This is a genomic window from Brevundimonas sp. Root1279, assembly GCF_001425945.1.
Classification (GTDB): Bacteria; Pseudomonadota; Alphaproteobacteria; order Caulobacterales; family Caulobacteraceae; genus Brevundimonas.
In genome coordinates, this window is sequence record NZ_LMEB01000008.1 from 149,003 (window position 1) to 162,488 (window position 13,486).

At 69.8% G+C, this 13,486-nt stretch carries 11 protein-coding genes; 4 read left to right on the top strand and 7 right to left on the bottom strand.

Annotated elements, in window-relative coordinates; all coding sequences use genetic code 11:
* Positions 1-166 precede the first annotated feature (166 nt).
* Positions 167-970 carry an alpha/beta hydrolase gene (locus ASC65_RS12720; protein ID WP_056453865.1) on the top strand — a complete coding sequence of 268 codons (804 nt, stop codon included), beginning with the start codon at positions 167-169 and terminating at the stop codon, positions 968-970.
* 796 nt (positions 971-1,766) lie between these two features.
* On the opposite strand, the gene ASC65_RS12725 is transcribed toward ASC65_RS12720, so the two are convergent.
* The 7 genes from ASC65_RS12725 to ASC65_RS12755 form a co-directional block, all read right to left on the bottom strand.
* Positions 1,767-2,909 (bottom strand): CaiB/BaiF CoA transferase family protein, encoded by a 1,143-nt coding sequence (locus ASC65_RS12725; protein ID WP_056453868.1) that lies wholly within the window; start codon positions 2,907-2,909, stop codon positions 1,767-1,769.
* Between the two features lie 91 nt (positions 2,910-3,000).
* Positions 3,001-4,323: an MFS transporter gene (locus ASC65_RS12730; RefSeq protein WP_056453871.1), complete on the bottom strand. Its 1,323-nt coding sequence runs from the start codon at positions 4,321-4,323 to the stop codon at positions 3,001-3,003.
* Between the two features lie 40 nt (positions 4,324-4,363).
* Positions 4,364-5,755, bottom strand: coding sequence for an FAD-binding oxidoreductase (locus ASC65_RS12735; RefSeq protein ID WP_235561491.1), 1,392 nt, complete (start codon positions 5,753-5,755; stop codon positions 4,364-4,366).
* A gap of 22 nt (positions 5,756-5,777) precedes the next feature.
* Positions 5,778-7,895, bottom strand: coding sequence for a TonB-dependent receptor (locus tag ASC65_RS12740; protein WP_056453878.1), 2,118 nt, complete (start codon positions 7,893-7,895; stop codon positions 5,778-5,780).
* Between the two features lie 137 nt (positions 7,896-8,032).
* Positions 8,033-8,944 carry an ROK family protein gene (locus tag ASC65_RS12745; protein ID WP_056453881.1) on the bottom strand — a complete coding sequence of 304 codons (912 nt, stop codon included), beginning with the start codon at positions 8,942-8,944 and terminating at the stop codon, positions 8,033-8,035.
* Positions 8,945-8,975: 31 nt separating this feature from the next.
* Positions 8,976-9,734: an SDR family NAD(P)-dependent oxidoreductase gene (locus tag ASC65_RS12750; protein ID WP_200939839.1), complete on the bottom strand. Its 759-nt coding sequence runs from the start codon at positions 9,732-9,734 to the stop codon at positions 8,976-8,978.
* Between the two features lie 25 nt (positions 9,735-9,759).
* Positions 9,760-11,238: a carboxylesterase/lipase family protein gene (locus ASC65_RS12755; RefSeq protein ID WP_056453887.1), complete on the bottom strand. Its 1,479-nt coding sequence runs from the start codon at positions 11,236-11,238 to the stop codon at positions 9,760-9,762.
* Between the two features lie 241 nt (positions 11,239-11,479).
* Here ASC65_RS12755 and ASC65_RS12760 point away from each other — a divergent pair, with 241 nt between their 5' ends.
* From ASC65_RS12760 to ASC65_RS12770, 3 genes are read left to right on the top strand one after another with little or no spacing between them, the layout of a single operon-like run.
* Entirely contained in the window at positions 11,480-12,325 is an 846-nt protein-coding gene (locus ASC65_RS12760; protein ID WP_056453889.1) for a helix-turn-helix domain-containing protein, read from the top strand.
* 53 nt (positions 12,326-12,378) lie between these two features.
* Complete coding sequence (locus ASC65_RS12765; RefSeq protein WP_056453892.1) at positions 12,379-13,089, top strand: FadR/GntR family transcriptional regulator; 711 nt, start codon at positions 12,379-12,381, stop codon at positions 13,087-13,089.
* Complete coding sequence (locus ASC65_RS12770) at positions 13,089-13,469, top strand: nuclear transport factor 2 family protein (RefSeq protein WP_056453895.1); 381 nt, start codon at positions 13,089-13,091, stop codon at positions 13,467-13,469. The genes ASC65_RS12765 and ASC65_RS12770 overlap by 1 nt, the downstream gene beginning before the upstream one ends.
* Positions 13,470-13,486 lie beyond the last annotated feature (17 nt).

Here is a 13,486-nt window from a genome sequence, read left to right on the forward strand (position 1 = left end):
AACAGCCCGTGATCGGCTCGCGTCCGACGGCGCTTGACCGCAGGTTGCATGCCGCGTCACCTTGCGACGTTCGGCCGAGCCATGGCGCGTGAGGCATGCGGCACGCCGGACGCGTGGTCAGTATCTGGAAACGCACAAGGGCCCCCGACAACCGAGGAGAGCCGCCATGACCAAGACCATCATGCTGATCCACGGCGCCTGGCTGAATTCGGCCAGCTGGGCCGGCTTCAAGGCCCGCTACGAGGCCAAGGGCTATACCGTCGTGGCGCCGGACTGGCCCTATGACGACCGCACCCCGGCCGAGCTGCGCCGCGCCCCGGCGCCCGAGCTGGCGCGGCTCGGACAGGTGGCCATCTTCGACCACTACGATCGGCTGATCCGCGCCCTGCCGGAAGAGCCGATCCTGATCGGCCATTCGCTGGGCGGGGTCATCACCCAGCACCTGCTCGACCGCGGCCTCGGCGTCGTCGGGGTGGCGATCAACCCGGCCCCGACGCCCGGCGTGCCGCTGGGTCCGCATGCCATCGTCTCCGCCCTGCCGGTCTTCAGCGACCTGTTCAGCTGGAAGAAGTCGAAGGTGATGAGCCGCAAATTCTTCGCCGAGCGCTTCGCCCAGACCGCGCCGCGCGATCAGGTCGTCGCGCTGTACGACCGCTTCATCGTGCCCACGCCGGGCAAGGTCTATTGGGACGGCGTCACGGGCGCTTCGGGGCGGATCAACTGGAAGAACCCCAAGCGGGCCCCGCTGCTGCTGATCGGCGGCGAGCTCGATCTGATCGCCGACGCCAGCATGACTCGCGGCATCTACAACAAGCAGAAGCAGGCGCCGTCGCGGACGGACCTGAAGATCTTCGAGGGCCGCTCGCACTGGACCGGCATCGACGCCGGCTGGGAGGCGGTCGCCGACTACGCCCTCGACTGGGCGGTCGAGCACCAGCGCAGCCCGGCGCGGGTCGAGACGGTCGTCTGACCGGCGGAAGGCCGGAGCCTGGCCCTATGTCGACCGACCGCTCCGTCTTCCTGATCCACGGTCTGTGGGTGACGACCGACTCGTGGGCGGACTTCCGCAGACCGTGGGAGGCCGCAGGCTGGACCGTACTGACGCCGACCTGGGGCCCGCTGAAAGGGCGGACGGCGGCCGAACTGAACGCCGCGCCGCCGCCGGAGCTGGGCGGGCTGAGCGTCGGGGCGATCGTCGACGGGCTGCAGGCCGACATCGCCGCCCTGCCCTCTCCGCCGCTGCTGGTGGGACACTCGTTCGGCGGCCTGTTCACCCAGATGCTGCTCGACCGCGGCGTCGGTCGGGCGGGCATCGCGATCAACCCCGCCCCGATCGGCGGCGTCATACCCGGGTGGCTGACCCTGACCGCCGCCCTGCCGCCGATCCTGCGCTGGAACGGGTGGAACCGACCCTATGCGATGAGCCGTCGGCGCTGGGCCGAGCGCTTCGCCAATGCGGCGCCGCCGAAGCTGCAGAACGCCTCCTACGACGGCTATGTCATCCCGGCGCCAGGGCGGGTCTTTTATCAAGCGGCCTTTTGGGCCGGGACACGGATCGATCCGCGGCGCCGAACCCGCCCCCTGCTGATCACCGAAAGCGACCGCGACCGGCTGGTGACGCCCTATCTGGCGCGCGCGGCGTATCGCCTGCAGCAGAGCTCATCGGCCGCGACCGACTACCTCGCCTTCCCCGGCCGATCGCACCTGCTGCTCGCCGAGCCCGGCTGGGAAGAGGTGGCGGCGGCCTGCATCGCCTGGGCCGAGCGTCAGGACACCACGCCTGAACCAACCAGCTCGGCGACACGCTCGTCGGCCAGACCGAAACCGGACAGCACCTCGACGGGGTCGACGGCGCGGCGGCCGGGCATCGAGGGAGACACGGTCGGGGTCGCCGAATAGCGCGGCGCCGGGGCGGGCTGGGTCACGCCGCCCGCCTCGACGAACGTCCCGCGGGCGGCGTTGTGCGGATGCGCCGGCGCCTCGTCCATCGACAGCACCGGGGCGAAACAGGCGTCGCTGTACTCCAGCAGTTCGCACCACTCGGCCCGGGTGCGGGTCAGGAACAGCGCCTCCAGCCTGGTCTTCAAGACAGGCCAGGCGCGGGGATCCATCTGACTGTCGAAGTCGGGGTCTGTGGCCAGCCCGGCGAGCTCACGCAGGCGGCCGTAGAACTGCGGCTCGATGGCGCCGAGAGCGACGTGGCCGCCGTCGGACGTCGCGTAGGTTTCATAGAAGTGGGCGCCGCTGTCGAGGAAGTTGGTCCCCCGCTCGGGCCGCATGCCGCCCATCGCTTTCAGCCCCCAGAACATGCTCATCAACAGGGCCGAGCCGTCGACCATGGCGCAGTCGACCACCTGCCCCTGCCCGGTCCGCTGCGCATGGAGGATCGCCGCCAACATGCCGAAGGCCAGCAGCATGCCGCCGCCTCCAAAATCGGCCACGAGATTGAGCGGCGCGAGCGGCTTCTCCCCTTCCCGGCCGATCGCATCAAGCACCCCGGCCAGGGCGATGTAGTTGATGTCGTGGCCCGCGACCTGGGCGTATGGCCCCTCCTGCCCCCAGCCGGTCATGCGGCCGTAGACCAGTTTCGGATTGTCGGCGAGCAGCACGTCCGGCCCGAGGCCGAACCGCTCCATGACGCCGGGCCGATAGCCTTCGATCAGGCCGTCGGCGGTCTTCGCCAGTTCGCGCACGGCCGCGGCCCCCGCAGGCGACTTCAGGTCGATGGTCAGGGTCGGACGCGAGCGCAGCAGCACGTCCTTCGACGAGTCCGGCAGGCCCGTGCCGCCGCCCGGCCGCTCGATGCGGATCACCTCGGCCCCGTGGTCGGCCAGCATCATGCCGCAGAACGGGCCCGGCCCGATGCCCGCGATCTCGATGATCCTCAATCCTGCGAGCGGACCCGCCATGCGTCGTTCCTCTGCTGGGCGGCCGGCCGAATCCGCGCGCCGCCGCCCAACACCCTCGCACAGGCCTCGTCAAAGGCCAGCGTCGGACGGCTCAGTCGGAGGTGGGTTGCGCCGGGGCGTTGCGCATGGCCAGGACGAAGCCGATCAGCGAGACCAGGCTGGTCACCGCGCCGACAATGGCCAGGGCCGGGGCCAGGTGCGCCTCACCGCCCAGCGCCTCGCTGCCGAGCGAGACGAGCACCGGCGACAGGCCCAGGCCGATCAGCGAGCCGAGGATCATGAAGGCGCCGAGGCAGACGCCACGCTCCTCGTTGGGCACCAAGACGGCGATCGAGGTGGCGGTGATCAGGCCGGTGACAGAGCCGGCGGCCAGCAGAGCGAACAGCACGCCGACAAAGGCGGGAACGCTGGTGACGAGCGGGAACAGGGCCGCCGGGACGCCGATGGCCGAGGCGACGACAGCGCCGATCAGGATGCCGCCGCGCACCGAACTCTTGTGGCCCCTGTCTGCCGCGAAGCCGCCGATCAGCGGGCCGAGAACGCCCGCCACCAGCAGCAGGCCGCCCACCAGGGCGGTCGCCGAGCCGGTGCTCTGGCCGAGGTTGCGCTGAAGCACGGGTACGGCCCAGACGCCAGCGGCGGCGTCCGCCATGATGACGCTGATCTGGCCGACGAACAGCGGGGCGAGGAAGCGACGGCGGGCCCACAGGGCGCGGAGCATGGCCTTCAGGGAGTTGCCGCCGTCCTCGACCTCGTGTCGGGCGGGTTCGCGGATCAACAGCTGCGGGACCAGCAGGACGGCGCTGGCGATCCCGAACACCAGGGCCGCTTCGCGCCACGGGGCCAGTTCGACGCCCGGCAAGGCGGCGCCGGCGACGAAGGCGGTGAACAGGGCGCCGCCGACGATGAAGGCCAGCGCCGGCCCGAGCGTATTGCCCATGCCGAGGAACAGCATCGCCCTGCCGCGGCTCTGCGGCAGAGACAGGTCGGCGAGCACCGAAATGGCGACGGGCACGATGCTCATGGAGCCGAGACCGGCCAGCATCCGGGCGGCGAACAGGGTCTCGAACGACTGGGCGAAGGCGGTCCCGATCATACCGGCCGTCCAGATCAGGCCCAGCACCAGCATCAGGCGCGTGCGCTTGGTGTGATCGGTCAGCCACCCGAGCGGAATGGCGATCAGCGCCATCGGCAAGGCCGCGGCGATGCCCTGCACCAGACCGATCTGGTAGTCGCTGAGCCCCAGGTCGGCCTTGGCCGCCTCCTGCAGCGGCGAGAAGCCGAGGCGCACGGTTCCGGCCGACATGACCACCAACGCCACCAGCAGCACCGCCCGCCAGGCGGTCCGGCGCAGGGGATCGACGGGAGCGACGGCGGCGGCGTCGTCGAGGGTGGGAGCAGTCACGATGGCCATGAGAAGCCTCCGGCGCGCGCGGCGCCTCAGGGGTACGCGGTCAGAGCTGGAAGATCTTTCCGGGATTGAACAGGTCGCGGGGGTCGAGCGCCCGCTTGATGGTGCGCATCATGTCGACGGCCTCGCCCATCTCCTCGACGAGCCAGTCCTGCTTGCCCAGGCCGATGCCGTGCTCGCCGGTGCAGGTGCCGTCCATGTCCAGCGCCCGGCGGACCAGGCGGCGGTTCAGGGCCTCGGCCTCCTCGGCCTCCTCCGGCTTGTTCGGGTCGATGACGAAGACGACGTGGAAGTTTCCGTCGCCGACGTGGCCGAGGATCGGGCCGGGGATGCTGGCGCCCTCGAGATCCTTCTTGGTCTCGAGGATGCATTCGGCCAGGCGGCTGATCGGCACGCAGACGTCGGTCGGCCAGCCCACCGCGCCCTTCCGCAGGCCGACAGCGGCGTAATAGGCCTGGTGCCGCGCCTTCCACAGGCGGGCGCGCTCCTCGGGCAGGTTCGACCACTGGAACTCGCTGCCGCCGTTGTCGTGGGCCAGGGCCGAAACGGTCTCGACCTGTTCCTGGACGTAACGTTCGGAGCCGTGGAACTCGAAGAACAGGGTCGTCTTCTCGGGATAGGCGAGGTTCGACCAGGCGTTGACCGCCTTCATCTGGACGTCGTCGAGGATCTCGACGCGGGCGAGCGGGATGCCCAGCTGGATCGACTGGACGACGGTGTCGACCGCTCCGCCCAGGGTCTCGAAGCTGCACACCGCGGACATGATCGCCTCGGGGATGCCGTGCAGGCGCAGGGTCACTTCGGTGATGATGCCGAGGGTGCCCTCCGAGCCGATCATCAGCCGAGTCAGGTCGTAGCCGGCCGCCGACTTGCGGGCCCGGCGGGCGGTGCGGATGTCACGGCCGTCCGGGGTCACCACGCGCAGGCTCAGGATGGCCTCGCGCATGGTGCCGTAGCGCACGGCGTTGGTGCCCGAGGCGCGGGTCGCCGCCATCCCCCCGATGGTGGCGTTGGCCCCCGGGTCGATGGGGAAGAACAGGCCGACGTCGCGCAGATACTCATTGAGCTGCTCGCGGCGCACCCCGGCCTGGACGGTGACGTCGAAGTCCTCGGCGTTGACCTGCAGGATGGCGTCCATCTGCGACAGGTCGACCGAGACCCCCCCGCGCACCGGCGTGGTGTTGCCCTCGATCGAGGTGCCGGCCCCGTAAGGGATGATCGGCGTGTCGGCGGCGACGCAGGCCTTGACCAGCGCCACCACCTCCTCGGTCGAATGCGGGAAGACCACGGCGTCCGGCAGCACGGTGTCGAAGTGGGCCTCGCTGGCGCCGTGCTGGCTGCGCATGGCCTCGCCGAAGTGCAGCCGGTCGCCGAAGAGAGCCCTCAGCTCGGACGTCAGCGCTTCCGAAAGCGGGGATGCGGGGGACGTAGTCACCGTCAGGCTCCCTTCATCCCGCCTAGAAGCTGTAGCCCACGCGGACGCCCACGCGGCGCCCGTCGCCGATCTGTCCCAGGCTGCCCAGCGCCGGCAGACCGGCGACGGTCAGGACCGAGCTGTCGATGTAGCTTTCATAGTATTCCTCATCGAACAGGTTGTTCGAGAAGATCGCCATCTCGAGGTTGTCGATGCGGTAGATGAGCGAGGCGTTGGCCAGGAAGTAGCTGGTCAGCTTCGGCGAGAAGGTCTCGCTCAGGCTCGAGCCGACCCGGTCGCCCTTGCCGACGACGCCGCCGGTGAAGGTCAGGTCGCCGCGACCCAGCGGCACGACGTAGTCGGTCTGCAGGTTGAGGGTCCAGTCGGGGTTGAACGGGATGCGGTCGCTGGGCAGCTGGCGGCCGGTGGTCTCGACATAGCGGCTGTCGTCGGTGATGCGCGCGCGCTGCAGCATGGCGCCGCCGCGGACCGACCAGGCCTCGGTCAGCTGGGCGTCGACCTCGACCTCGACGCCGTAGCTCTCGGCGTCACCGGTGTTCAGGTTGATGCCGACGATGCCGCCGCCGCCGACCATCGGCGCCAGGCTGTTCTGGCCGATCATGTCACTGTAATCGTTGTAGAAGACTGCGCCCTGGATCGAGAAGGTGCGGTCCGGGCTGGCCAGTTTCGAGCCCAGTTCGTAGGTCCAGACGGAGTCGCCGTCGAAGATCGGGTTCGGCGCGCCCGGGCCGTTGGTGCCGCCGCCGCGGAAGCCGCGGGCGATCGAGGCGTAGACCATCCGGTTCTCGTCGAACTTCTTGCGCAGGGCGATGCGGGGCTGGATCTCCTCGGCCTCGTAGGTCGAGTCGATGGCGCTCTGGAAATCGATCTCCTGGTGGTCGTAACGGAGGCCGACGGTCAGCTCGAGGTCGGGCTGGATGTCCCAGAAGGCGGTGCCGAACACGCCGACAATATTGGCGTCCGAGAAGGAGGTCGCGGTCACCTGGGCGCCGCCGAGGAAGACCAGGGTGTTGGTCGAGCTCTGGTCCGAGGTCTGGTTCGAGGCGAAGACGCCGAACAGGGTGGAGAAGTTGTCGCTCCACTCGCTGTCGAAGCGGATCTCGGCGCTGGTCGTTTCAAGGGTGCCGAAGGTGCTCGACTCGATCAGGGGCAGCGGTTGGAAGTCGCCGTCGCTGGAGCCTTCGTTTTCTCGGCGGTCGTAGGAGACCAGGGCGGTCATGTCGGTGGAGCTGCTGATCGGCAGGTCGACCTTCAGGTTGACGCCGCTGTAGTCGTAGGTCGCCTCGCTGCGCACGTTGGTCTGGGCGTCGCTGCGGTAGTCCGTCGGGCCGGTGGTCAGGGCGTAGAGCGGCCCGGTGCCTTCGACGGTGTCATAGTAGGCGTTGAGCGTGACCACGGCGTCGGCCGGAGCGATCCAGCGCAGCGAGCCGCGGACGGTGTCCTGCTGCAGGCGGTTGGCGTCGTCGTAGCCGAGCAGGCTGTTCTCGATGAAGCCGTCACGGCTCTGGGTGCCGGCGGTCAGGCGGCCCTGCAGCACGCCCGGGATCAGCGGACCGGCCACGGTGGCGCCCACGATGTAGTAGTCGTCCGGCCCGGCGTAGGTGGCGGTGACGCGGCCCTCGACGTCGTCCGACGGCTGTTTGGTGGTGACGTTGATGGCGCCGCCGAGGGTGTTCTGGCCGAACAGGGTCGACTGCGGCCCGCGCAGGACTTCGATCTGCTCCACCGCCAGGGTCGGGCTGTTCAGGTAGGAGGTGTTGGCCTGGTAGACGCCGTCCACGAAGATGCCGACGCCCGGCTGGACGTTGTCCAGCAGGGTGATGCCGATGCCGCGGATCGACAGGAAGCCGCGACCCGCGGCGTCCGAGTTGATGTTCAGGCCGGGGGTGATGGCGGCGACGTCGCGCACCGAGGTCAACTGGCGACGCTCGATGGTTTCCTCGGTCACGGCGGTGACGGCGACCGGCACGTCCGCCAGACGCTCGGAGCGCTTGCGGGCGGTGACGATGATGTCGTCGACCTGAGCGGCGCCGTCTTCGTCGGCCGTCTGGGCCGGAGCAGGCGCAGTCTGGGCCGCGGCGGCGCCGGCGGTGAGGGCGAGAGCGGCGACGCTGGTCGCGAGGATGGTGGTCAGACGCATGATGTCCCCCCTAGGGATCGCTCCGAAATCGGGTCCGGTAGCTGTTAGGGAAAGCATGCCATCGACCGACCTGTATGAAAGGTCAGTGACTATGCCGAACAGCACGGAACGTTGACCGTCGCCGCCGCCGGAACGGCTCAAAGCCCCGCCAGCGCAGCCTTTCCGAGGGCGATCGATCCCAGCGGCCCGGCCATGCCGCCCAGCCCGGGGGCCTGAATGAAGTCTTCCAGCTGGGGCAGGATGCGATCGGCGGTGGCGTAGCCGTTGAGGCTCTCGGCCAGGGCGCGGCGCAGGCGCGGGAACAGCCATGCCTGGCCGTCGGCGACGCCGCCGCCGATCAACACTCGCTCCGGCGCGGTGGTCAGGACCAGGTTGTGCAGCATGCCGCCCAGGGCGTGGACGACCATGTCCCAGACGGGGTCGTCAGGATCGAGTTCGCCGCCCGGTCGCCCGGCGCGGGCGCCGATCGCCGGCCCCGAGGCCAGGCCCTCGACGCAGTCGCCGTGGTAGGGGCAGGCGCCGGGCCAGGTGTCGCCCGGCAGGCGTCCGACCCTGAGATGGCCGGCTTCCGAATGCCCCAGCCCCTGCACCGATCGTCCTTCGACAATCGAGCCCACGCCGATGCCGGTGCCGACGGTGACGTAGGCGTAGCTGCGCAGACCGCGCGCTGCGCCCCACAGGCCCTCGGCGTAGGCGGCGCCGTTGACGTCGGTGTCGATCAGGACTGGCACGTCCAGGTCCGCGCCCAACACGTTCAGATCCGCCTCGCTCCAGCCCGGCTTGGGCGTGGCGACGATGCGGCCGTAGCGCGCCGACTGGCGGTCCAGCTCCAGCGGGCCGAAGCTGCCGATGCCGACCGCCGCGAAGCCAGGCCCTGCGTGCCAGCGCGACAGCACCTTGACCACCTCGCCCAGGGCCTCCGCCGGCGTGGTCGTGGGGATGCGCACCGTCTCGCGGATGTCGTCCGGCCCGGTGGCCAGCAGACAGACGATCTTGGTGCCGCCCAGTTCGACGCCGGCGATCAGCGGATGGTCGTGCGATTCAGTCATGCCCCACCCTGCCCCGAGCTTGGCCGCAACGCTACCAGCAGCTGTAGCCGCCGTCCGTCAGGACGACGGCCCCGGTCATCAGGCTGGCGGCGTCCGAGGCCAGGAAGGCCACCACCGACGCCACCTCTTCCGGCTCGCCGAGGCGGGCCATCGGCGTGGAATCGATCCAGCGCTTGAACATCGGCGCCTCGCGGTCGGCGAAGGCGTTCAACGGCGTGGCGATATAGGTCGGGGCCACGGCGTTGACCCGCACGCCGCGCGCGCCCCATTCGGCGGCCAGCGACTTGGTCAGGTGGTGCACCGCGGCCTTGGAGGCGTTGTAGTGGGCCTGGCCCTGCGGCCGGTTGACGATGAAGCCGCTCATCGAGCCGACGTTGACGATCGAGCCCGAGCCCTGGGCCAACATGTGGCGGCCGAATTCGCGGGCGCACCAGAAGGTCCCGTTCAGATTGACGTCGAGGACGTTGAGCCAGCGCTCGTCCTCCATGTCCTCGGCGTTGATCTCGCTGCGGGCGATGCCGGCGTTGTTGACCAGGATGTCGATACGGCCGTGGCGGGCGACGACGTCGTCGGCGACCTCGGAGACGCGGGCGGAGTCGGTGACATCCATGACAATGCCTTCAACGTCATAGCCCTTCTCGGCCAGGGCGTCGGTGGCGGCGTCGATGGCCTCGCGTGAGCGGTCCGCGATGATCACGCGGGCCCCGGCCTCGGCCATCGCCTCGACGCAGCACAGGCCGATGCCGCTGGCCCCGCCGGTCACGAGTGCGACGCGGCCGGTCAGTTTCAAACGCTCGAGATACAAGGGACTTCCTTCAGTTCAGGACGGCGGCGCAAGGCATGGGCGGCTCGCGCTCGGCGCGGCCCGCGGCCAGGCCGTAAACCTGGGGATCGGCGGCCGAATACTCCGGCCAGGGCAGTTCGCCGGTGCGGGCGAACCGGACCCACAGGCCGTGCACGTGATCCGCCAGGGCCTGCGGCGGGGCCTCCCCGGCCAGGCCGGTCGGTCCTGTGACCACGCCGAGCGTGTCGAAGACGAACGGCAGTTCGATGCCGTGGCAGGCGCCGAGCTCGCCGCCGGTGGCGGGCGAGCGCCAGTCCATCTCATACACGTGGGTCCGGCCGCGGTGGGCGGCGGCGAACTGACGGGCCGGATAGCGGAACACCAGATCGCTGAGGGCCCGGGTGAAGGTCCACCCCGCCTTCTCCCCCTTGCGCGCGTAGGCCTTGAGCACCGGCCCCGCCTTGGGCTCGACGCGGCCGAGGATCAGGCGAGACAGCCAGCCGCTGAGTTTGGGCCGCACGCCGGTGGGGACGAAATAGAGGTTCATCTCCTCGGTGTTGGTCCCGATCAGCAGATCGACCTCGGCGCCCGCGCCCTTGGCCAGGGCGTCGAGCGGGTGATCCGGCAGGACCTCGTCCTTATAGACCGGCAGGAATTTGCTCAGGCCGTAGGCCGGCTCGCGACCCTTCTCGTCGCGCAGATCGACGCGGACCGCGGGCTGGCTGATGCGTTCGAGGGCGACCAGGGTTTCATCGAAGCCGCGGCTGCGGAAGCCGGCGACATCCGGCTTGATGCGCAGCATCCGGGCCAGCTTCTTGACCAGCCGCTGGCCGGCCTCGGGCGGACGGACCATCGAACCGTGGCCGCTCTGGACGATGGCGCGGCGGAACAGACCCTTGGCCAAAGGCGAGACGATCAGATTGGCCACCGACATGGCGCCGGCGGATTCGCCGAAGACGGTGACATTGGCCGGATCGCCGCCGAAGGCCGCGGCGTTGCGCTGAACCCACTGCAGAGCGGCGATCTGGTCGCGCAGGCCAAGATTGGTCGGGACGCCGGGAATCGGCACGAAGCCGTCGACGCCCAGTCGATAGTTGATCGAGATCAGCACCACGCCGTCGCGCGCGAAGGCGGCGCCGTCCTGGACCGCCGCGCTGTTGCTGCCCAGCACGAAGGCGCCGCCGTGGATGAAGACCATGACCGGCCGGCCCGAGGCGCCGCCCTTCGGGGCCCAGACGTTGGCGTTCAGATAGTCGTCGCCGCGCAGCCAGCCGGTCCCGATCAGGGGGGCGATATCGAGACCGGGGAAGTCGCGGACCACCTGAGGGGCGCTGCCGGGCGGGGTCGCCGCATCGCGCACCTCGGTCCACGGCGCATGGGCTTGAGGAAGTGCGAAGCGGCGCTCGCCGACCGGCGCGGCCGCATAGGGCAGGCCGAGATAGCGCACGACACCATCGGTCTCCGCGCCGCGCACGCGGCCGGTGTCTAGGGTCACGAGTATTTCGGCCATGGGCGCTCCGACGTCAGGTCGCGGTAGCATAAACGGCCAAAGCGCCGATCCGGAGCCGTCCGATTGTGCACGGCGGCACGAAGAGGTCACCGCCGCGCCGAGGCTTTCACCTGTATTACAGGTCTTGTCAAACCTGTCAGATAGGTTATCCCTGTCGATCAGGAAGCGATCTCAAGAGCCGGAACGGCCGTCATCGCTCAGGGAAACGACAGGAGCGGCCGTGCAGACCTCCCCTCTTTCAATGACCAGCGATTCCAGCGCCGGTCTCGACCTCCAGCCGGGACTGAAGGTGCATATCGCCCGAAACGGCACGCCGCCGCTGATCGAGGCCGCCGACGCCCGTGCGGCGCGCTGCACCTTGGTCTGGCAGGCCGCCGGCCGCGGGGGCGCACGGGCGACGCTGACGCTCGGATCGGTCGCCGGCCTCGCCGCGCGCCCCCTGCCCGCGACCGAACCGGAGGGCCCCGGCGTCCTGACCGTGACCTTCATCGCCGGCGGCGCCTTCCAGCCGCTGTTCGCCGGCCTGGGCGACGGCGACTATTATCTGGACGACGCGCTGTCGGCCCTGGTCACCGCCGCCGCCTCCCCCGCCATCAACGGCGCGGCCCGCGACCTGTACCAGCGCGCCAAATGCCAGGAGTTGATCTGCGAGATCATCGACCGCGCCGACCGCGGCGAACTGGTGCCGCAGGCCTCGACCTCCAGCCTGAGTTTGTCAGAGATGGAGCGGCTGATGACCGCCCGGCGGATCATCGCCACCCGCTTCGACGAAAAGCTGACCCTCAGTCTGATCGGGCGCACCGCCGGCCTGAACCGCGCCAAGCTGACCCAGGGCTTCCGCGAAGTGTTCGGCCAGACCGTGGCCGACTGCCTGGCCGAGCACCGCCTGACCAAGGCGGCCGCCGACCTGACCTCCAGCAACCGGCCGGTGTCCGCCGTCGGCTACAGCGCCGGCTATCTGAACAACGCCAGCTTCGCCCGCGCCTTCAGCAAGCGCTTCGGCCTTTGCCCGACCGATTTTCGGCGCGCCGGAGGCCAGGTGACGATGGCCGCGTCGACCCCCGTCCCGACGGCCGTAGCCGCCTAGTTGCTTTTTCGGCGGCCATGCTAGGCTGACCGCCTCATCAATCGGTTTCATCGATGCCTTCCGACGTCCATTCCGAAGAAACCCGCGTCCAGTACGTCATGCGCAACGTGGCCGAGCACATCGGCCGGGAGCGGTTGAGGGTCGGCGACGAACTGCCCAGCGAATCGAGCTTCGGCGAACGGCTGGGCGTCAGCCGCCCGGTGGTGCGCGAAGCCTTCGGGGCCCTGGCCGCCCTGAACATCATCGACACGGCCAACGGCCGACGCCCGCGGGTTAGCGCCCTGAGCAGCCAGACCCTGTCGATCTCGCTGGATCACGCCGTGCGTACCGAGCAGATCAGCGTGCGGCAGGTCTGGGAGACCCGGCGCTGCCTCGAGACCGAGACCATCGCGCTGGCCGCCCTGCGCCGGACCGATGACGAGGCCGCGCGCATCAGCGCCATCGCCGCCGCCATGGCCCGCGCGGAGCGGAGCTCGCCGGAGCTGATCAGCCTCGACATCCAGCTGCACAAGGCCATCGCAGAAGCCAGCCGCAACGCCCTGATGGCCAAGATCATCGCCTCGTTCGAGCCGCTGCTGGAGTCCGCCGTGCCGGCCGCCTGGCGCACCCGGCGCACCCAGGCCGAGCATCAGGCCATCATCGAAAAGCACCTCGAACTGGCCGAGATGATCGCGCGCCGGGACCCCGAAGGCGCCCGCCAAGCCATGGACGAACATTTCGACCGCGCCGTCGGCGCCATGCTGGCCGCCCAGGACGTCGCCTGATGGCGAGTCTCTCCGACGCAACCGGCGTCGAGGCCATGCACGACCTGATCGAGACCGCGTTCCGGGCCATCGAGATGGGCGACCATGACGTGCTGGAAACCTGCCTGCATCCCGACGTCACCTATCGCCGCCCCGGCGTGAAAGTGCTGAGCGGACGCGACGAGGTGATGAACTGGTATCGCCGGGAGCGCGTCGCCCTGACCTCGCGCATCCTGATGGACGAGGTCGTGGCCGAAGGCGACCGGGCTGTGGTCCTGGGCATGGTCGAGGGCCGCGGTCGGGACGGAGCGCCGATCCACGAGCGGTTCGCGGACGCCTACGCCTTCGAGGACGGCCTGATCCGCGACCGGACCACCTACTTCTTCCGCCACGGTTTCTGAAACGCCGAAGACCCCGG